17 protein-coding genes are annotated in these 19,149 nt (G+C 72.9%); 6 read left to right on the top strand and 11 right to left on the bottom strand.

Translation table 11 applies throughout. The annotated features are described in order from the left end of the window. Positions 1-100: 100 nt before the first annotated feature. Positions 101-1,258: an acyl-CoA dehydrogenase family protein gene (locus tag ACTEI_RS15955; protein WP_122978392.1), complete on the bottom strand. Its 1,158-nt coding sequence runs from the start codon at positions 1,256-1,258 to the stop codon at positions 101-103. Positions 1,259-1,619: 361 nt separating this feature from the next. Here ACTEI_RS15955 and ACTEI_RS15950 point away from each other — a divergent pair, with 361 nt between their 5' ends. The 4 genes from ACTEI_RS15950 to ACTEI_RS15935 all read left to right on the top strand — a co-directional run bounded on the left by ACTEI_RS15950 (position 1,620) and on the right by ACTEI_RS15935 (position 6,783). Continuing rightward, on the top strand, positions 1,620-2,894 hold the full coding sequence (locus ACTEI_RS15950) for an extracellular solute-binding protein (RefSeq protein ID WP_122978391.1): 1,275 nt from the start codon (positions 1,620-1,622) through the stop codon (positions 2,892-2,894). Beyond that, a complete protein-coding gene (locus ACTEI_RS15945) occupies positions 2,891-3,769 on the top strand; it encodes a carbohydrate ABC transporter permease (protein WP_122978390.1) in 879 nt (292 codons plus the stop codon). Before ACTEI_RS15950 ends, ACTEI_RS15945 begins: the two co-directional genes overlap by 4 nt. Continuing rightward, entirely contained in the window at positions 3,766-4,593 is an 828-nt protein-coding gene (locus ACTEI_RS15940) for a carbohydrate ABC transporter permease (RefSeq protein WP_203723852.1), read from the top strand. Before ACTEI_RS15945 ends, ACTEI_RS15940 begins: the two co-directional genes overlap by 4 nt. Before the next feature lie 108 nt (positions 4,594-4,701). Next, complete coding sequence (locus ACTEI_RS15935; RefSeq protein ID WP_122978389.1) at positions 4,702-6,783, top strand: M14 family zinc carboxypeptidase; 2,082 nt, start codon at positions 4,702-4,704, stop codon at positions 6,781-6,783. A 69-nt stretch (positions 6,784-6,852) separates the two neighbouring features. On the opposite strand, the gene ACTEI_RS15930 is transcribed toward ACTEI_RS15935, so the two are convergent. The 3 genes from ACTEI_RS15930 to ACTEI_RS15920 all read right to left on the bottom strand — a co-directional run bounded on the left by ACTEI_RS15930 (position 6,853) and on the right by ACTEI_RS15920 (position 10,369). Beyond that, the gene (locus tag ACTEI_RS15930; RefSeq protein WP_239082736.1) at positions 6,853-8,409 is read right to left on the bottom strand and encodes a ricin-type beta-trefoil lectin domain protein; all 1,557 of its coding nucleotides are present in this window, start codon (positions 8,407-8,409) and stop codon (positions 6,853-6,855) included. Between the two features lie 224 nt (positions 8,410-8,633). Then, a complete protein-coding gene (locus tag ACTEI_RS15925) occupies positions 8,634-9,209 on the bottom strand; it encodes a hypothetical protein (RefSeq protein ID WP_122978388.1) in 576 nt (191 codons plus the stop codon). Positions 9,210-9,220: 11 nt separating this feature from the next. Continuing rightward, complete coding sequence (locus ACTEI_RS15920) at positions 9,221-10,369, bottom strand: zinc-dependent alcohol dehydrogenase (RefSeq protein ID WP_122978387.1); 1,149 nt, start codon at positions 10,367-10,369, stop codon at positions 9,221-9,223. A 146-nt stretch (positions 10,370-10,515) separates the two neighbouring features. Here ACTEI_RS15920 and ACTEI_RS15915 point away from each other — a divergent pair, with 146 nt between their 5' ends. Further along, positions 10,516-11,139, top strand: a complete 624-nt coding sequence (locus ACTEI_RS15915) for a hypothetical protein (protein WP_122978386.1) — start codon at positions 10,516-10,518, stop codon at positions 11,137-11,139. 69 nt (positions 11,140-11,208) lie between these two features. Here ACTEI_RS15915 and ACTEI_RS15910 read toward each other — a convergent pair whose 3' ends face one another. Continuing rightward, positions 11,209-11,874 carry a VOC family protein gene (locus ACTEI_RS15910; protein ID WP_122978385.1) on the bottom strand — a complete coding sequence of 222 codons (666 nt, stop codon included), beginning with the start codon at positions 11,872-11,874 and terminating at the stop codon, positions 11,209-11,211. Positions 11,875-11,939: 65 nt separating this feature from the next. After that, positions 11,940-13,532: a sensor histidine kinase gene (locus ACTEI_RS15905; protein ID WP_164465979.1), complete on the bottom strand. Its 1,593-nt coding sequence runs from the start codon at positions 13,530-13,532 to the stop codon at positions 11,940-11,942. Positions 13,533-14,182: 650 nt separating this feature from the next. Between ACTEI_RS15905 and ACTEI_RS15900 the strand changes: the two genes are divergently transcribed. Continuing rightward, a complete protein-coding gene (locus ACTEI_RS15900) occupies positions 14,183-15,172 on the top strand; it encodes a sensor histidine kinase (RefSeq protein ID WP_164465978.1) in 990 nt (329 codons plus the stop codon). 53 nt (positions 15,173-15,225) lie between these two features. Here the strand turns inward: ACTEI_RS15900 and ACTEI_RS15895 are convergent, their stop codons facing one another. The 5 genes from ACTEI_RS15895 to ACTEI_RS15875 all read right to left on the bottom strand — a co-directional run bounded on the left by ACTEI_RS15895 (position 15,226) and on the right by ACTEI_RS15875 (position 18,902). Then, entirely contained in the window at positions 15,226-15,873 is a 648-nt protein-coding gene (locus ACTEI_RS15895) for a DUF3618 domain-containing protein (RefSeq protein ID WP_122978382.1), read from the bottom strand. After that, complete coding sequence (locus ACTEI_RS15890; protein ID WP_122978381.1) at positions 15,849-16,265, bottom strand: phage holin family protein; 417 nt, start codon at positions 16,263-16,265, stop codon at positions 15,849-15,851. The genes ACTEI_RS15895 and ACTEI_RS15890 overlap by 25 nt, the downstream gene beginning before the upstream one ends. Next, positions 16,262-17,038 (bottom strand): hypothetical protein, encoded by a 777-nt coding sequence (locus ACTEI_RS15885; RefSeq protein WP_122978380.1) that lies wholly within the window; start codon positions 17,036-17,038, stop codon positions 16,262-16,264. The genes ACTEI_RS15890 and ACTEI_RS15885 overlap by 4 nt, the downstream gene beginning before the upstream one ends. Before the next feature lie 111 nt (positions 17,039-17,149). After that, positions 17,150-17,914 carry a glycosyltransferase family 2 protein gene (locus ACTEI_RS15880; RefSeq protein ID WP_164465977.1) on the bottom strand — a complete coding sequence of 255 codons (765 nt, stop codon included), beginning with the start codon at positions 17,912-17,914 and terminating at the stop codon, positions 17,150-17,152. Positions 17,915-18,320: 406 nt separating this feature from the next. Next, the gene (locus ACTEI_RS15875; protein ID WP_239082746.1) at positions 18,321-18,902 is read right to left on the bottom strand and encodes an SRPBCC family protein; all 582 of its coding nucleotides are present in this window, start codon (positions 18,900-18,902) and stop codon (positions 18,321-18,323) included. Positions 18,903-19,149 lie beyond the last annotated feature (247 nt).

Raw genomic sequence — 19,149 nt, 5'->3', positions numbered from 1 at the left:
CCCCGCCCGGCCGGGCGATCCCTTTCGGCCGGGCGGAGCCGGGCGATCCGTCTCGCCCGGGCGGGGGCCGGCACGGACCGCCCGGGCGGCGCCGCCCGGATCAGTAGGCCAGGCCGCCCACCTCGCCGAGCAGGGCGCTGCCGTGACCGCCGAGCCAGCCCTCGGCCGCGGCGGCGTGCTGGCTGAAGGTGTGCATGTCGCGGAAGCGGCGCTGGATCGGGGAGTCGTCGCGGGCCGCCTGGCCGCCACCGGCGCGGTAGCACGAGTCCACCACCGACAGGGCCGCGTCGGTGACCCAGGTGAGGACCCCGGACACGCGCGGACCGACCGCGGCCAGGCCGGGCGGGTTCGTGGCGCACAGCTGCCACACCTCGTCGGCGGTGGACTCCAGCAGGGCGCGGGCGGCGCGCAGCGTGAGATCGGCCCGGCCCAGGTTCACCTGGAACAGCTGGCTGTCGGCCAGGCGTGCTCGGGCGTACAGCCGCTGCTTGCCCCCGGCGGCCAGGGTGACCGTCGCGTCCAGCGCGCCCTGCGCGATGCCGACCGCGACCGCCCCGAGGTGCAGCACGAAATGCATGAGCGGGGCGACGAAGCCGGGTCCGGGGACCGACGGGGTGCCGGCGAACAGGTCGAAGGTATGCTCGTCCGGCACCTGCACGCCGCGGATCTCCACGTCGTGCGAGCCGGTGCCGCGCAGACCCAGCACGTGCCAGGTGTCCACGATCCGGGCCTCCGACGCGGGGACCAGCACCGAGCGCATCGGTGGCGGGCCGTCCGGGGACGCGGCGTCCGTCGCGGTCCCGGCCGGGGTGACCACACAGTTGCCGAAGATCCAGTCGGCGTGGGTGCTGCCACTGCCGAAGGACCACCGGCCGTCGACGAGGTATCCGTCGCCCGCCGGAACCGCCCTGCCCTGCGCGTTGAATCCGCCGGCGACGATCACATCGGGGCCGGGGGCGTACATCTTGTCGAAGGTCTCGCGGGCCAGGAAGGCGAACAGCTGCGGCGTCTCGGAGCCGATCATCACGGTCCAGCCGACCGCCGGGTCGGCGGTGGCCAGCGCCTCCAGGACCGCCATCCCGGTACGCAGATCGACCTGCAGGCCACCGTGCGAACGCGGCACGAACATCCGGAAGAAGCCGGCCGCCTTCAGCTCATCGACCAGATCGGCGGGCAGCCGGCGGGCCCGGTCCAGGTCGGCCGCCCGCGCCCGCAGCGACGGCGCGAGATCGCGGGCGCGGCTCACCAGGTCATGCATGTTCTTCTCCTACCGGGTCGATGGTGGCACGCCGGTCAGCACAGTGGACGGGTGCCCCGGCCCCCCAGTGGCCGGTTCCGCGGGCGGCCCGGCCCGCCCGGATCCGAGGGTAGGAGTCCGGCGCCCGCGTTGTCGTCCACCGCGGTGCGGAACCCGGGTCAGCCCAAGGGGGGACCGGGCGGCGGCCCGGGCGCCGCGGTCGGTGTTCGGACACCTGCCGTCCGCGTCGCCGCACGTACCCGCTCGGGTTCGGGCCGCAGCGGCGAACCCGGCGATACGCCCCGCGAACCGGCGTATTGTGCGGTTATCGCCCCGTCGGTGGCGGTTTGCTCCCGGCGCTCACCCTCCCCAGGAGAAGACGATGAAGCCACGCACGGCGCTCGCCGGGGCGGCGGCGCTGTGCCTGCTGCCGGCCGCCGCGGGGTGCGGCACCGACGGCCCCCATCCCGGCGCCGCGACGGCCCGCGGACCGATCAGGGTGTGGCTCTCCACCAACGCGCAGGAGGTCGCCTGGGGCCGGCAGGTGGTCGAGGCGTGGAACACCGCCCACCCCGGGGAGCCGGTGACGGCGCAGCGGATCCCGGCCGGGCAGACGTCCGAGGCGGTCATCTCGGCCAGCATCATCGCCGGGAACGCCCCGTGCCTGATCTACAACACGTCGCCGGCCGCCGTGCCGCAGTTCCAGGCGCAGGGCGGCCTGGTCGCGCTGGACGGCTTCCCCGGCGGCGAGCGGTACGTGACCGCGCGTTCCGGGGCGCCGGCCGGCCAGTACCGGTCGCCGGACGGCAGGTTCTACCAGCTGCCGTGGAAGTCGAACCCGGTGATGCTGTTCTACAACAGGAAGGCGTTCGCGGCGGCCGGGATCAGCACCACCGCTCCCCCGCTCGGCACCCACACCGGCTTCCTGGCCACCGCCGAGAAGCTGGTGTCCAGCGGCGCCGCCAGGTACGCCGTCCTGCCGTCCCCGTCCAGCCAGTTCTTCCAGTCCTGGTTCGACTTCTATCCGATGTACGCCGCGGAGACCGGCCGGCCGCTCGTCGCGGGCTCGAAGGCCACGTTCGACTCCGACGCCGGTCGCGCGGTCGCCGGGTTCTGGCGGCGGTTGTACGCCGAGCACCTGGCCGGTCGGGAGGCGTACGCCGGTGACGCGTTCGCCGACGGCACCGCCGCCATGGCCAGCGCCGGACCCTGGGCGGTCGCCGCGTACCGGGGCCGGGTCGACTGGGGCGTCACCTCGGTGCCGACCCGGGCCGGCTCCGCGCCGGAGCAGGCCACGTTCAGCGACGCGAAGAACGTCACCCTGCACACCGCGTGCGCCAACCGCGGCACCGCCTGGGACTTCCTGAGGTTCTCCACCAGCCGCGAGCAGGACGGCAAGCTGCTGGAGATGACCGGGCAGATGCCGCTGCGGCGGGACCTGACGCGGGAGTACCCGGCCTTCTTCACCGCCCACCCGCAGTACCGGGTGTTCGCGGCCAAGGTGGCGCACGTGGTGGAGGTGCCCAACGTGCCGGACTCGGTCGAGGTGTGGCAGGCGTTCCGCGACGCGTGGACCAACTCGGTGATCTTCGGCAGGGCGGATCCGGCGAAGGCGCTCACCGACGCCTCCACCCAGATCGATGAACTGCTGCGATGAGGCGCCTGTCCGGCCGGCAGCCGATCGGGGTACTGCTGAGCGCGCCGTACGCGGTCTTCGTCGCCGTCGTCTTCGCGTACCCGTTCGGCTTCGCCGTGTGGATCTCCTGCCACGACTACCTCTTCACCGCGCCGGGAGTGAGCGTCCCCCGGCCGTTCGTGGGCCTGGACAACTACGCCGCGGTGCTGGCCGACCCGCACGTGCGGCGGGCGTTCGTGAACATCGGGATCTTCCTGGCGGTCAACGTGCCCCTGACCGTGGCGCTGTCGCTGCTGCTGGCCACCGCGCTCAACGCGGCGATCCCGTTCCGGACGTTCTTCCGGATCAGTTTCTACCTGCCGTACGTGACCGCGAGCGTCGCCGTGGTGGGCGTGTGGCTGTTCCTGTTCGGCTCCGACGGCCTGGTCAACCGGGTGCTCGGTGACGCGGCGCCGGACCCGTCGTGGCTGGTCAACGACGTCTGGGCGATGCCCTCGATCGCCGTCTTCGTGACCTGGAAGCAGCTCGGCTTCTTCATCCTGCTGTACCTGGCCGCGCTGCAGAACGTGCCGCGGGAGCTCTACGAGTCGGCGGCGGTCGACGGCGCCGGCCGGTGGCGCAGCTTCCGAGCCGTCACGGTCCCGGGCGTGCGGCCGGCCACCGCCCTCGTCACGCTGCTGGCGCTGGTCACCGGCGCCAACCTGTTCACCGAGCCCTACCTGCTGACCGGCGGCGGAGGGCCGAGCGGCCGGTCGGCGTCGCCGGTGCTGCTGATGTACCAGCGCGGGATCGAGCAGGGCCACCCCGACCTGGCCGCGGCGATCGGTGTGCTGCTGGTCGCCGGGGTCCTGCTCGTCGCCGCGGCACAGCGGCTGCTGGTGAGGCCGCCGGGATGACCCGCTCGTGGTGGCGGGTGCCGGCCCTGACGGCGGCCGCGATCGTGTTCCTGTTCCCCTTCTACTACATGGTCGTCGGCTCGTTGCAGCGGCGCCCGGACCCGTCGCCGGCCGGCGCGCTGCCGATGCCGGGCAACCTCGGCGCCGGCAACTACCGGGAGATCGACGCCGCCGTCCAGCTGGGGCGGTCACTGCTCAACTCGGTCGTCTTCACCGCGGGCGTGGTCGCCGGCACCCTGGTCTTCGGGGTCCTGGCCGGTTACGCGCTGGCGCGGTTGCGCTACCGCGGCCGCGGCGCCCTGTTCGCCGCGCTGCTGCTGGTGCAGGTCGTCCCGTTCCAGCTGCTGGTCATCCCCCTGTACGTGCAGGTCGTGCGCGGGTACGGGCTCGCCGACTCGTACCTCGGCATGATCCTGCCGTTCGCGATCAACTCGGTCGCGGTGTTCGTCTTCCGGCAGTTCTTCCTGCAGCTGCCGGCCGAGCTGTTCGAGGCGGCCCGCATCGACGGGGCCGGCGAGCTGCGGGTGCTGCGCTCGATCGCGCTGCCCCTGGTCCGGCCGGCCCTGCTCACCGCGACGCTGGTGACGTTCATCGGGCCGTGGAACGAGTTCCTCTGGCCGTTCCTGATCACCAAAGAGGCCGACATGCAGCCGCTGGCCGTGTCGCTGGCGAACTACCTGAGCACGGTCGCGTCGGCCGCCACCAATCCGTACGGTGCGGTCCTGGCCGGCGCCTGCGTCCTGGCCGCCCCCGCGGTGCTGCTGTTCGTCGCGTTCCAGCGGCACTTCGTCTCGTCCGACCTGGGTTCCGGGGTGAAGGGCTGATCCGTGCGCCGCGCTGATCGGGCGGATGATAGCGACATTCTGGGATGTTGACCGGCTTCGATGGAAGCGTTGGGATGATCTCACGTCCTTCTCTGCACAGGAGGCTTGATGTCATCCCGAGCCCGTGGGGCGGTTGTCGCCGCCCTCCTCGTCCTGGGCGCCTCGCTCGCCGCACCCCCGGCGCACGCGCGGCCCGCCGCCCCGCCCCCGGCGATCTCGCTCGGCGCCGGTGAGCACGCCCTGATCCGGTTCCGTCTCGCCGACCCGGCGGCGCTGGACCGGCTGATCATGTCCGGCGCCGACCTGGCGGCCCGCCCGAGGACCGACGGCGGCGCCGTCCTCGCCGACGTGGTGGTCGACGACGCCCAGCTCGCCGCCCTGACCGCCGACGGGGCCACCGCGGTCCAGCTGATCGGACGCGAATCCGACGCGGCGACCCGGCGGCCCGCCACCCGCTTCACCGCCTCGCCCGACACGCTGCAGTTCCTGCAGGCCTACTGGTGGACCACCGGCGGCCGAACGTTCCTGCAGACGCAGATCGCCACCACCGCCACCGACGACCCGGACGTCGAGATCACCGTCACCTGGCGCACCGCCGACGGCGCCACCGGGACATACCCGCTGGTGCGCTTCGAGGACTCCGGCGAATACCAGTACCACTACGCGCTGCCGCAGTCGCTGCCGGGCAAGCCGGTGCAGCTCACCGCGTCGTCGAGTCTCGGCGGCCGGTCCCGCCCGGTCACCGCGTCGGCCTGGCCGGGCGCGACGCCGCCGCCCACCCCGGCCGGCTATCAGAAGGACTTCATCACGGCGTACCTGACGCCGGTCGACATCGCCGCCCGGATCAGGCGGCTCGCCCGGCAGTACCCGCAGCTGGTCGACGTGATCGACCTGCCGTACCGGACGCAGGGCTACCGGCGCACCGCGTCGGCGTACCTCGGCGACCCGGCCACGGCCGCCGTCGTGGTGGAGTCGGTCCGGTTCGGCGACCAGAACATGAACGGCGTCCAGGCACGCGCCGTCGACCCGGGCGCGCCGCACCGCCCGCTGACCGCCCGCTACGCCGACCGGGTGCTGACCGTCGAGCTGGCCACCGACGGCGCCGGCGCGCCGACCAGCACCACCGACGAGGTGGCCGCCCTGATCACGGCGCGGTTCCCGCAGCGGTTCCGGGCCTTCGTCGAGGACGGGTCGGCCGGGCTGCCGATGCCGGTGGTCGCCCCGGTACGGCTCGACGACGGCCTGGCGGGCACCGAGGTGCCGAAGCGGCCGTGGACGGTGCAGGCGCTGCGGATCGGCAAGGTCCGCGACGGCTCCCGGATCGGCGTGCTCGCGTACTCCCAGGAGCACGCCCGGGAGTGGGCCACGCCGCTGGTCACGCTGGAGTTCGCCGAACGCCTGCTGGCCAACTACGCCACCGACCCGGGCACCCGGGAGCTCGTCGACAACGTGGACGTGTTCGTCATCCCGACGGTCAACCCGGACGGCGCGAACTACTCGTTCCACGACTACAACTTCCAGCGCAAGAACCTGGTCGACCACTGCACCGGGAGCAGCCGGGACCCACGCCACCGCGACTCGTGGGGCGTCGACGTGAACCGCAACTACACGGTGGGCTCCTTCTTCGACGGCTACGTGGGCGGCAGCGCCAACTGCCTGTCCGGCACGTACGCCGGCACCGGGGAGCTGTCCGAGGCGGAGAGCCGCAACGTCGTCGCGCTGGCCACCGGCCACCCGAACATCCGATTCGCGCTGAACGTGCACTCCTACGGCGGGTACTTCATGTGGCCGCCCGGGGCGTACCGCGCGCAGGGCCGGGTCACGCTGCCCCGCCCGCCGATCGACGAGGCGAAGTACTTCCTGGACAACGCCCGCCGCATCGTCGCGGCGATCGCGTCCGAGCGGGGCACCGTGACCTGGCCGTCCTACACCGGCCCGGTCGCCGACGTGCTCTACTCGGCCGCCGGCAACTCCGCCGACCAGCTCTACTACGAGCTCGGCATCAACGCGTGGGACTTCGAGGTGGGCAACGACCGCTGGAACGAGGCCACGCGGCAGTGGGAGGGCGTCGGCTTCCAGCCACCGTACGAGGAGGCGCACGCCGAGGCCCAGGAGTACGCCGGCGGGCTCGTGGAGCTGGTCCGGATCGCCGAGCAGGCGCAGGACGCGGGCGTGGCCGCGGTCCGCTGAGCGGCCCCGGCGCGCCGGCCGGGAACCGGGGAACGTGTCCCCGGTCCCGGCCACGGGGCACGCCGCGCCTCAGCCGCGGCGCCACTTCTGGTTCAGGGTGCCCGCGCAGTCCCACAGCTGCAGCTGGGCGCGGTCCTCGCCGTTCCAGTCCTTGATGTCCAGGCACTTGTTCGCCTGCGGGTTGACCAGGTCACCGGCGGCGCTGAGCACCCACTGCTGGGCCGGGTTGCCGCTGCAGTTGGCGATCTGGATGATCACGCCGCTGGCGGTGGAGCCCCACGGCACGTCCAGGCACTTGTTGTTGCCGGTCTGCAGGGCGCCGTTGACCGCGTTCCACCGCTGCGCGGCGGAGCCGTTGCACGTCCACATCTGCACCGGGACACCGTCGGAGAAATTGCCGTCGGGCACGTCCAGGCACCTGTTGTTCCAGTTGCTGACGATCGCCGAGCCGGATGACCCGGTGGTGGTCAGCGACAGGCCGTACACCTGGAGGATCTCGTTGACCGGCTGGAACCACATGGTCCCGCCGGAGGTGCAGTCGCCGGTGCCGCCCGAGGTGACGCCCTGCGCCTGGTTGCCGGAGATCCAGGAGCCGCCGGAGTCGCCCGGCTGGGCGCAGGCGTTGCTGCGGCTGAGCCCGGAGACCGCGCCCTGCGCGTAGTTGATCGTCTCGTTCTTGCCGAGCAGGGTGCCGCACCGCCAGCCGGTGGTCCGCCCGGAGCGGCAGATCGAGCTGCCGACGGCGGCCTCCTGCGACCCGGCCACCAGCACGTTGCCGCCGGCGTGGTTGTTCACCCAGGGCTGGGAGACCCAGTTGCCGTTGGTACGGACCCAGGCGTAGTCGTTGCCCGGGAACGACGAGCCGGCGAACGTGCCCTGCGGCTGGTTGTTGACGCCGAGCGTGGTGCTGCCGGCGCCACCGCAGTGGCCGGCCGTGACGAAGCCGCCGGCCACCGCGAAGCCGACCGAGCACAGCGTGTTGCCGTTGATGACGTACTGGTCGCCGCCGCGGGTGTCGTACATCGGGCGGGGCGCCTCGGCCTCGGTCCGGACGGTGACCGCGCCGACGCCGCTGCGCTGCGCGAACCGCCGCGCCGCGGCCTCCGCGCCGGGGGCGGCCTCGATCACCAGACGGTTGGCCGCCGCGTCGACGTACCAGGCGCGGATGTCCCGGCCGGCCCGCGCGCCGTTGCGGTCGAGTCTCGCCCGGTCCGCGGCCAGCGCGCTCTCGGAACGTTCGACGACGACCGGGACGGCGCCCTCACGGCGCACCGCGGCGGCGTCCGCGGCGCTGGTCACGGCGACGCTGAGCCGGGTGGCGCCGGTGGGGATCCACGCGCCGGCGAACCGGGCGCCGAGGCGCTGACGCAGTCGTTTCTCGACGACCGGGGCGGCGGCCTCGACGGCCAGCCGTTCGGCGATCTGGGTGTCGGTGAGTTTCAGGTCGCGCCGCATCGCGGCGACCATGCCGGGCGGCAGGCCGGGCGCGGCGGCGCCGGCCGCCGGGCTCGTGCCGGGCTGCGCCGGGGCGGCCGGAGCCGCCGCCGGGGCGGGCGACGGGGTGGCGCCGAGCGCGGCGAGGGTGATCGCGCCGAGCAGGGGCGCATAGCGGAACGGGCGTGGCATCGACGTCCTACTCCGCACGCAGGGTGTGCGCGCTGTCCGGGGGGAAGGGGGGACGGGAGAGCGCTCTCACCGGTCAGCGTTATCGATACCGTCACATCTGTCAAGAAACTTAAGGGATCGACGTCACGGCCGCCCCGCATCGAGCGGCATCGTGGCCGGGGGCGGATACGCGCGGCCGCGGCCGGGCCCGGTGACCGCCCGGTCCGGCGGTCACCGGGCGGCCGTCAGCGCGTGCCGCGCCCGGCGAGGCGGCGCACGACGGCGTACGCGATCCCCGCCCCGACGATCCACGGCGCGGCCACCACCACCGGGTCCAGCGGGTGGTGCGCCATGTCCGCGCGGGTGCGGCCGACCCGTGACCGCAACCCGCGGCCGGGCAGCTCGGCGCGCACCCCGGTCTCCGCGATCAGGCGGTCCGGGCGCCCGCTCAGCAGCGCACGCATCCGGCTCTCCACCACGTCCACCCGGTCGGCGGCGAGCAGCAGCAGCCAGTGCGCGGCCCGGCCCTCGCTGTACCGGGCGTACGAGTGCCGGCGGATCGCGCCGGACAGGCCGCGCGGCGGGCAGGAGGTGCCGAAGACCGGGGTGAGGAACTTGTGCTCGATCGACCGTTCGCGCGGCCACTTCTCCGGCTGCCGTTCGGGAAACTCCCAGTGCGCGCCGCTGAACTCCGGGTCGAAGACCTCCCGGGGCACCGACGGCCGGTCCTTCGGGTCCAGGTCGGCGCCCCAGCCCGGGATGCGGGCGCGCAGTTCCTCGACGGTCTCGGTCAGCTTGGGCTTGTCCGGCGTGTACGCCATGGTGTCCTTCCCTACGCGGCGTTCGGGACGATGAGCGGCTTGATGCAGCCGTCGAGCTTCGCCGAGAACAGGTGGTACGCCTCGGCGATGTGCTCCAGCGGGATCCGGTGCGTGACGATCTCGCTGGGCTTGAGGTAGCCGTTGCGGATGTGCTCGAACAGCCGCGGCCACTGCCGTTTGACCGGGCACTGGTTCATCCGCAGGGTCAGCCCCTTGTTCACCGCGTCGCCGAACTTGACCGCGCTGAACATCGGCCCGTAGGCGCCCATCACCGAGACCGTGCCGCCCTTGCGGACCGCGTCGATGGCCCAGTTCAACGCGACCGGGGAGCCGCCCTGCAACTTGAGCTTCGCGGACGTCACGTGCTGCAGCAGGTTGCCGTCCGCCTCCGCGCCGACCGCGTCGATCGCCACGTCCGCGCCCAGATGGTCGGTGATCTTCTTCAGGTGCACGACGATGTCGTCGTACTCGGTGAAGTCGTACGTCTCGGCGTGCGCGAACGAGCGCGCCTTGGCCAGCCGGTACTCCAGGTGGTCGATGACGATCACCCGGCCGGCGCCCATCAGCCAGGCCGACTTGGCGGCGTACAGACCCACCGGACCGGCGCCGAAGACCACCACCACGTCCCCCTCGGCGATGTCGCCCAGCTGCGCCCCGAAGTAGCCGGTCGCCAGGGCGTCGGTGAGCAGCACCGCGTCGTCCTCGTCCAGCCAGTCCGGGATCACGGTCGGCCCGACGTCGGCGAACGGCACCCGCACGAACTCGGCCTGACCGCCGTCGTAGCCGCCGGTGGTGTGCGAGTAACCGTAGATGCCGCCGACCGCGGTGGCGTTCGGGTTGACGTTGTGGCAGTTGGCGTACATGCCGCGGGCGCAGAAGAAACAGGTGCCGCAGAAGATGTTGAACGGGACCATCACCCGGTCGCCCGGCTTGAGCCGCTCCACCGAGGACCCGACCTCGTCGACCACGCCGACGAACTCGTGACCGAAGGTCGTGCCGACCCGGGTGTCCGGCATCATCCCGTGGTACAGGTGCAGATCCGAACCGCAGATGGCGGCCCGGGTCACCCGTACGATCGCGTCGTTGGGATGTTCGATCGCCGGACGGTCCTTCTCCTCGACCCGCACGCGGTACGGACCGCGGTACACCATCGCTCGCATCAGCGCCCTCCCACACCGGCCGGCGCGCGCCCGCCGGGTCAGTGGCTACCCGCCGGCGCCGGCGGCAAACCGGACACCCCGGTGGGGAACGCCCTACCTGCGGCGTTGCCTGCCGGCCCGTTCCGGCGACGATCTAGGCTGACCGCGTGGAACTGCTCGATCTGATCGGATGGGCCGGCTCGGCCCTGCTCGTCTGGTCCCTTTTGCAAAACCGGCTGCTGCGCCTGCGCGCGCTCAACCTGGTCGGCTGTCTGGTGCTCATCGGCTTCAACGCGGCCCTCGGCGTCTGGCCGATGGTGGGGCTCAACGTCGTGCTGGCGGTCATCAACATCTGGTACCTGGCGCGGATGCTGTCGACCCGGCACGACGACAAGGCGTACCAGGTCGTGGAGGTGCGCACCGACGACGAGTTCCTCGGGCACATCCTGCGCACCCACCACGATGACATCGTCCGGTTCAACCCGAACTTCACCGCCGACGGGCTGAGCCGCCACGACGCCGCGGCGTTCCTGGTGGTGAACGCCGACGAGGTGACCGGCGTGGTGGTGTTCCACATGGCCGGCAACGGGGTGGCGCAGGTCGAGCTGGACTACGTCACCGAGCGGTACCGGGACTTCACGCCCGGCGAGTTCGTCTTCCGGCGCAGCCGCTACTTCATCGACCGCGGGTGCCGCACCGTGATCACCCCGCCCGGCATGCGGTCGCCGTACTACGACCGGCTCGGCTTCCAGCGTGCCGGTGAGTCGTACGTGCTGGAGCTGGCCGCCTGATCAGCCCGCGGCGATCAGCGCCTGCGGCCCGGCGGCCTTCATCCGGGTGGTGAACCGGCCGGCGTGGCCTCACGCCCGGCGCCGGTCCCGCAGCCATCGGCCGAGCCCGTCGTCCTCCTCCGCGGCGATGAACGAACTGGGGGCGCTGATCAGCGCCTCCTCCGCGTGCAGGGTGCACCCCCAGACCGTGTCGCCCCAGGTGTCGGCGAGTTTCAGCTCCGCGGCGCGGGTGCAGCCGCTGCCGTCCGGGGCGCCGATCTGGCACGTCGCGGGCGCCCCGCCGCGCCGCCTGACCGCCTCCGCCGCCTGCCGCAACAGCGAGAACCGGGCGTCCGGCCCGGCCGGCTGCACGCCCGCCCCGGACGCTCCCGCGCCCCGCTGGCCCACGAGCACGACGTTGCCGTCCGGATCGGTGAGCCGCAGCTCGCCGCCGGGCGCGTGCTCCGGACGCCCGGCCGGCTCGTACGGGTGGCCCGCCGCGTCCAGCACGGCCCGCACCGCGGCCAGGTCGTCGACGTAGAGGTAGATCAGCAGGGGCAGCTCGGCCCGGATCAGCGGCGGCTGCACGCACGCCAGCAGCAGGGCGTGCGCGGCGCACTGCAGGTACGACCAGCGGGCGTCGCCCTCGCCGCCGGAACGCGCCTCGGTGTAGCCGAAGAACCCGTAGAAACGCCGGCTCGACTCGAGGTTCACGACGTAACACACCGGTACGGCAGCGGTCACCTGAGGTCTCATGGGCGGCGAAGATACCGGATCTTGTCGTCCCGGGATCGATGACACTCCGTCACCTGACCGTGTGTCTACGTCGTGGCGGGCAGCCGGACGAGGAACGTCGTGCCGGGCCCGGTGTGGTCGGCCAGCGCGATGGTTCCCCGGTGGCGTTCGATGATCGTGCGGCTGATGACCAGGCCCAGGCCGGTGCCGGGGATGCGTTGCTGCAGCGCGGTGGAGGCCCGGTAGAACCGGCGGAACAGGCGCGGACGTTCGGCGGCCGGGATGCCGATGCCGGTGTCGGCCACGGTCCAGGTGACCGTCTGCCCGGTGTCGTCCAGGCCGGCGGTGACGGTGACCGCGCCGCCCGCCGGGGTGTACTTGATGGCGTTGCCGAGCAGGTTGTCGGCGACCTGGCGCAGCCGGACCGGGTCGCCGTGCAGGTCCAGCCGCCGGGGCAGGCGCACGGTGAGGGTCAGCTGCTTGGCCTGGGCGGCCGGCCCGGCGTTCTCCACCGCCTGGCCGATGATGGCGGCCAGGTCGGTGTCGGTGGGCTGGATGGCCAGGTGCCCGGACTCCAGGCGGGCCAGGTCGAGCAGGTCCTCGGCCATCACCGACAGGCGTTCGGCGTTCCGGGTGATCGCCTGCAGCGACCGCAGCGGCTGCTCCAGGTTCAGTTCGGCGAGCTCCTCCTGCAGCAGCGTGGCGGCCGCCGCGATGGTGGCCACCGGGTTGCGCAGCTCGTGGGTCACCATGGCCAGGAACTCGTCCTTGGTGCGGGCCAGTTCGATGGCGAGCTCCTCGGCACGGCGCCGTTCCAGGTACTGCCCGAGCTGGGCGGCCAGCCCGCCGAGCAGGCTCAGCAGCGTCTCCTCGGGTTCCTCGACCCGGTCACCGAAGACGCACAGCGCGCCGAGGGTGTGTACGCCGTTGCACAGCGGCACCCCGATGGCCACATGCAGGCCGATCCGGCCGGCGGCGCGGGCGCGCAGGTACCCGGGGCTGGTCTGCAGGTCGGAAACCCAGCACGTGGTGGCCTCGGCGCAGACCCGGCCGGGCAGGCCGGTGCCGCATTCGAGCTCGTCGAGGACGAAGTCGCCCAGCCGCAGGCCGCTCCTCGCGTAGCGGGCGGCACAGGTCAGCAGCTGCCGTTGCTCGTCGACGAGCCACAGCTCGACCACCGGCCAGTCCAGGTGCGCGCCGAGTGCGGTGACGACGTGCGCGCCGGCGGTGTCGCTGGAGGCTGCCTCGGCCAGGCCCCGGGCCACCGCCGTCTCCACCGCGGCGAACCGGCTGGCGCGGTGGGCGCTGGTGACGTCGTGCGCGAAGGCGTGGAAGATGCGCCCGGTGGGCTCGTCGGTCGAGGTCAGCGTCATCTCCACCGGGAACTCGTGGCCGTCGGCGTGCCGGACGAACCACTGCAGGCGCCGCCCCAGGCTGTGCCCGCTCTGCCCGGCGGCCAGGGCGGCCAGTTCGGCGCGTCCGGCCGGCCGGGACTGCGGCCGGACGATCAGGTCCTCGATCTGCCGCCCGCAGGCCTGCGCGTGGGTGTAACCGAACGTGGTCTCGGCGGCCGGGTTCCACGCCAGCACCCGGCCGTGGCGATCGAAGGCGAAGTACGCCTCCAGGGCCGCGGTCAGCACGGCGGGCACCTCGTGCAGGCCCGCTTCGCCGCAGGTCACCCTTACGGTTGGTGACGGCATGGAACCCCCGATGCGCTCGGCGTGTCGTGCCCGGGGGGTTCCCGCCCGACGAGGGGGCTGTCCTCCCCACCGTATCGCCGCGGGGCGGGGGCGCTCCCGGCAAACCCGCACATCGCGGCTTCCGCGGCCCGGCCGGCAGGGACGGCCGGAAAGAGCCCCGGCGACACGACTCAGCCTTTCGGACGCCAGATGTCGGCCGTTCGGGTGGTTTGCGCTCATCGCCGGGCCGGGCAGGTACTCAGGGTTCCGGCCGGTGCGGCCAGCGGAGCCCCAGACCACTCACCCGCCGGCCGGGTGCCGACGACGAGGAGCACCGCATGAGCGCACCGCCGCGACGATGCGCGACACCGCGGAACAGCCGGTGGTGGTCGAGGATCGGCTCCACGTCGCCGGGCGCGCCCGGCCCGGACACCACGGCGCGGCGGCGCGCGCGGGGCCATCACGGCCGGGGACGGAAGGCCGAGCAGCGCGCCGGGCGCCGGGACCGATGAGGTCGGTGCAGCCCATCCGGTGTATCACCCGGTCACCGGGGTACCGATGTCCATGAACCGCCGGATGTGTGTTCACGAAGCTCGGAAGTTGTTGATCATGTCAATTGGCGCACCGCGCGCGACGGTCGGGACGCCCCCGTGGTGACCACCGTTCCGGACACCACGGGCTTCATCCACGCCGCGCTGGTGGTCAGCGACGACGCTGACCTGCGCGCCGTGCTGGCGCCGGAGCTGCGCCGCTCGGCGGCGGCCTACGACGAGGTGCTGCTGGTCGTCGGCGACCGCACCCGGGCGCTGCTGACCGAGCGGGACCCCGGCGTGGCCACGGCGGTGAGCTGGGCCGATCCGGGCGCGTTCTACCAACGGCTCGGGTCGGCGTACGACCGGTTCCGCCGCTATCTCGCCGACCGGCACCGCGCCGGCCAGCGGGTGCACGTGATCGCCGAGCCGGCGGTGGCCGGTGACGTGTGCCCCGGCTCGGGCGCCGACCGGGCCGCCGCGTACCTGGCGTACGAGTCGGTCTGCAACGAGACGTACGCCTTCGGCCCGTCCGCGGTGACGTGCGTGTGGGACAGCCGCCGGCATCGGGACAGCGTCATCGACAGTGTCCGGGACGCGCATCCGCACGTGCTGACCGCGTCCGGCCCGGCGCCCTGGCCGCATTATCTGCCCCCGGAGCGATACCTGGCCGAGCGCCCGGAGCCGCCGATGCCGCCACCGCCCGCTCAGGTCGCGCACGACATCACGCTGCACGACGTCGCCGACCTGAGCGCGGTGCGGTCGGTTCTGGGCGTCTGGGCCGGCACGCACGGTTTCGGCACGGAGGCCACCGAGGACATCCTGGTGGCGGTGATCGAGGTGGCGACCAACGGGCTGCGCCACGGCGGCGCCCCGGTCCGGCTCCGCGCCTGGGCGCACGCCGACACCCTGGTCGCGCAGTGCGACGACGCCGGAAGCGGTGCGATCCCCGCCGCCGCCGGGTACCACCGGCCGGATCCGCTGGCGTCGGTCGCCGGCGGGCGCGGGCTGTGGCTGGCCCGCCAGCTGGCCGACGTGGTGACGGTGTCCGCCCGGCCCGGCTGCACCTCGGTCCGGTTGTACTTCCCCCGGCACATCATGCAGCCGTAGCCGCCGCTCCCCCGCCCGGCGCCGAGCCGGCGGCGCCGGGGCCAGAGGAACGGTCAGGACGCGTGGTGCGCGGCGTTGCGGGTCTGGTCGGTGGCCTCGTGCGCGGAGGTCTTCGCCTGGTCCTTGGCGGTCTGCGCGGCGTCCCGGGCGGTCTCCTTGACCTGCGTGACGGCGTGCTCGACGCTGCCGGACAGCTCGTCCTTGAGCTCACCGGCGACGTCCTTGACCCCGTCGACCAGGTCACCGCTGTGCTCCTTGAGCTGCGCCCCGGCCCGCCGCTCGGCCTCGGTGACCGGCAGCAGCGAGGAGGCCAGCAGCCCCACGCCGAACGCGATGATGCCGGCCGCGAGCGGGTTGCCCTGCGTCTGCGTGGCCACCGCCTGCGGCGCACCGCGCACCGCCCCGACCGCGTCGTGGGCCTTCGCGCTCGCCGCGTCGCCGAACCGGCCCGCCTTCTCCTGCACGGTCCCCGCGGCCGAGGAGGCCCTGTCCTGCACGGCGCTCACCGCCGAGGAGGTGGTGTCCGCCGCGACGTACCGCGCATGCTCGGTGCTGCCCATGACCTTCTCCTTCACCGCCGTCCACCGCCGCTTCGCCACCCTGCCCGGGCTCGTCTTCTCAGCGAGCAGATCCACATCCCGGGTCAGCGACGCCCGGGTCTGCTCGATCCGCCGCCTCAGCTGGTCGGGTTCTTCAGCCATCGCGCATCCTCCTTGAGCGTGTCGACGGTCCGCCGCGGCATCGGGTCCACGGTCTTCAACTTCTTCCTGCCGCTGGCGTACAACACCGCGCCGATGACCGCCCACACGACCGCGACGATCAACGCGGCCCAACCCAGCGGCATGATCGCGTCCAGGCCGAAGACCGCGGCGAAGCTGAGCAGCACCACGGCCAGGTAGCCGGCGAACCCGGCCCCGCCGAGCATCCCGGCGGCCTTGCCGGCCTTGGCCGCCTCCTGCTTGATCTCCGCCTTGGCCAGCTCCACCTCCTGGCGGAACAACTGCGACAGATCATCACTGATATTGCCGATCAACTCACCGATCGAGGTCTGCTCGACCTGCCCGGATCGGTGGTCCTGATACGAGGTGGTCATGGCCGCGGCTCCCGCCCGGTGATCGAGTAGTCGTCGCCGACGCCGGTCGCGGCACCGGGGTAGCCGCCGAGCGGGACGGTCGTCTCCGCTCCGGTCGCGGCCGGATGATCGGCACCGGGGTAGCCGCCGAGCGGGACGGTCGTCTCCGCTCCGGTCGCGGCCGGGTAGTCGGCGCTGCGCACCGGCGGGGTGTGGAGCGGCTCCGGCCGCGCCGCCGGGGCGTGACCCGAGGTGAAACTGTCCGAGGCAGGCTTGCCCGCACCCGGGGCCGGCTCCGCCTTGGCGACGCTCTTGCCGAGACGCCCCACCACGAAACCCGCCGCCAACGCGGTCGCCAGGAACGCGCCCGGCCGCCGCCGCGCGAAATCCTGCACCTCCGCCAGCACACCCTCCGGACCATGACGATCCAGATAATCCGCCAACTGCCGGCCACCGTCGGCCACCCGCGACACCACCAGCGCCGCCGGACTGTCCGGCCGATCCCCCCGCATCTCATCCAGAGAATCCGCGGTCTGCCGGATCCCACCGACCAACCGCTCATGCTGCGACCGAGCCTGCTCGCCCAGCTTGTCGCGCACCTCACCGGCCAGGTCACGAGCCTGCGTCCGCGCCTGCGCACCCACCCGGTGCGCCTGCTCGGCCACGGTCCCGGTAACCTCCGAGGCCGCCTGAGCCGCAACCTGCTTACCCTGCTCCGCCACCTGCCGGGCCTTCGACGCACCGTCACCGGAGACGCCGCCCGGCGGGTAGGCGCCAGTCGATAGCTCGCTCACGTTGCCTCCTCATCAGATGTCCGTTCCGGCGAGCAGCATTCCCTCACCGGCGGCGCTCAATCCCGCTTTTCCGGAAATGACGAATCGATCGCATCGGCCACGTGTGGTGTTTCACTGCGCGGGCGGGTGGGAATGGCTTTTCCGGGAAAGCGATTCGTCGGCAGCGCGGCGGTTGAGCAGCGACGTGGCCGCGTAACGCACCAGCGGACGGTAGACGCGCACCGAGTCGGCCACGGCCCCGAAATGCGACGAGGCGTTTCCGTCGAGATAGGTCGCCGGGATTTCCACCTCCTCGATCTCCGCCCCGCTGCGGGCCGCCTCGAGCAGCACATTCATCTCGTACTCGAAACGGTCTCCGGGCACCGCGCAGAGACTTTCCAGCAGCGCGGCCGGATAGCCACGCAAACCGGTCTGGGTGTCGGAGACGTCGCGGCCGGTGACGGTCCGGAACAGCGTCCGGGTCACGGTGTTGCCGAACCGGCTGCGCGGCGGCATCCGGTCGAACGCGCGGACGCCGAGGACGATACGTCCGCGGCCGGTCCGCTCGGCGACCCGGCGGATGTCGGCGGCCCGGTGCTGGCCGTCGGAGTCGGCGGCGACCACGTCCAGGCCCGGATGCGCGGTCATCGCGTGCCGGAAGCCGGTCTTGAGGGCGGCGCCCTTGCCGAGATTGACCGGGTGCCGCAGCACCGTGCACCCGAACGGGCCGAGCCCGGCCAGCACCGGCTCGGCGGCCGGGCCGCCGCCGTCGGCGACGACCACGATCCGGTCGCAGCCGTCGGCGCACAGCGCGGCGACCAGGTCGCGCAGCGACGGCCCGGGACGGAAGACCGGCAGCAGGACCACTGCCTGCGGGTACGGGTGGTGCTCGCTCACCTGCGGTGTCCTCACTGTCGCCCGACGGGTGCGCTCCCTATACCCGGGCACGTCCCACCGCCAATCACCGGCGCGGTACGCGAGCCTCCGCAGTGGAGTCCCCCGACAGTGGTGCAACCCGGTCGGCGTGATCGTCGGACAGCGCGCCGGCCGGCCGGCGCAGCGTCCGGGGTGGGGCCGGACACGACAGGCCGGCGGACTCTTCGACCCGTCCCTGGGCGCGACGCGGGTGCCCGGCGTCGACGACCTCGCGGTCGCACGAGGACACGATCACCGCGCCGCCCGGCCCGACCGCTCGACGCGTCACCGCTGGCCGGATGGCTGCTCCAGCACGGGTCTGCAGAGGTGATCTGCCGGGGACGGCTCTCCTGCCGGTGAGATCGATCAAGCCGTGCCCGGCGGGAGGTCACACCTCGAGATGCCTCGCGAGGTTGGCGAGCGAGGAGCTCAGACCGGCAGCGTGGTCGGCGGCGGAGATGCCGGCCGGAACGTTCTCCGCCCGCAACTCCACGCGTGTGCCGTGCTCCACCGCCGTGACCTCCCAGGTCATCGTCATGGTGCCGGCCTGGGCCGGGTCGTCGGAGACGAAATCGACGGCTTGTACCACGCGTACCTGAGGAACGATGTCGACGAACCGGGCCTCGACGACGTCTGTGTCCGCGGAGGTCTTGCCCGGCGCGGCCGAGGCGTCGGCATAGGTCAGCACCAGCCGGTAGGACCCGCCCGGCGACGCGTCGAACCGCTCGAATCGGCCGCTCATGCCGTCGGGCGGCAACCAGGTGGTCAGCGCCTCGGGGTCGACGAGGGCCGCGTAGACGCGGTCGAGCGGAGCCGCGATCACCCGGGAAGCCGAGTCTGTCCGAGCCACGAGGTGATCATAGAGGTCGATCAGCGTCGGGTCCGAGCCGTCGCCCTCAGCGACGTCGCCTTCTCCCCTGCCCTCTGACGTCATCGGAGCTTGCGGGGCTCCTCCGGGCAGTACCGTCATGCCGAGTTCGTGCCCCGGGGTGTTGGGTCCCGACGACATCGGTGTTCCCGATGAGGCAGCCGCCTGTCCGCCGGGAGCCGATCGGCTCCGCGGGCTCTACGGCTACCTCGATTCCCGTGATGGCAGCCGGTCCAGGACCGGGTTGACCGAGGCCGGCCCGGTCCGGCCGAGCGTGCCACGAGACCGCGGGGGCAGCTTCGTCAGGTGACGCCGGCGCCGCTCCTCATCGGACCTGTCCGGTCCGGAC

The sequence above is a fragment of the Actinoplanes teichomyceticus ATCC 31121 genome (assembly GCF_003711105.1).
In the GTDB taxonomy this organism is placed as follows: Bacteria; Actinomycetota; Actinomycetes; order Mycobacteriales; family Micromonosporaceae; genus Actinoplanes; species Actinoplanes teichomyceticus.
The sequence above is the reverse complement of the archived record's forward strand: the minus strand, read 5'-3'. Positions and strand labels throughout refer to the sequence as shown.

Coding starts and splice junctions, on each gene's coding strand:
- ACTEI_RS15955 (WP_122978392.1), bottom strand. CDS start 1,258: ATGCATGACCTGGTGAGCCGCGCCCGCGATCTCGCGCCGTCGCTGCGG.
- ACTEI_RS15950 (WP_122978391.1), top strand. CDS start 1,620: ATGAAGCCACGCACGGCGCTCGCCGGGGCGGCGGCGCTGTGCCTGCTG.
- ACTEI_RS15945 (WP_122978390.1), top strand. CDS start 2,891: ATGAGGCGCCTGTCCGGCCGGCAGCCGATCGGGGTACTGCTGAGCGCG.
- ACTEI_RS15940 (WP_203723852.1), top strand. CDS start 3,766: ATGACCCGCTCGTGGTGGCGGGTGCCGGCCCTGACGGCGGCCGCGATC.
- ACTEI_RS15935 (WP_122978389.1), top strand. CDS start 4,702: ATGTCATCCCGAGCCCGTGGGGCGGTTGTCGCCGCCCTCCTCGTCCTG.
- ACTEI_RS15930 (WP_239082736.1), bottom strand. CDS start 8,409: ATGCCACGCCCGTTCCGCTATGCGCCCCTGCTCGGCGCGATCACCCTC.
- ACTEI_RS15925 (WP_122978388.1), bottom strand. CDS start 9,209: ATGGCGTACACGCCGGACAAGCCCAAGCTGACCGAGACCGTCGAGGAA.
- ACTEI_RS15920 (WP_122978387.1), bottom strand. CDS start 10,369: ATGCGAGCGATGGTGTACCGCGGTCCGTACCGCGTGCGGGTCGAGGAG.
- ACTEI_RS15910 (WP_122978385.1), bottom strand. CDS start 11,874: ATGAGACCTCAGGTGACCGCTGCCGTACCGGTGTGTTACGTCGTGAAC.
- ACTEI_RS15895 (WP_122978382.1), bottom strand. CDS start 15,873: ATGGCTGAAGAACCCGACCAGCTGAGGCGGCGGATCGAGCAGACCCGG.
- ACTEI_RS15890 (WP_122978381.1), bottom strand. CDS start 16,265: ATGACCACCTCGTATCAGGACCACCGATCCGGGCAGGTCGAGCAGACC.
- ACTEI_RS15875 (WP_239082746.1), bottom strand. CDS start 18,902: ATGACGGTACTGCCCGGAGGAGCCCCGCAAGCTCCGATGACGTCAGAG.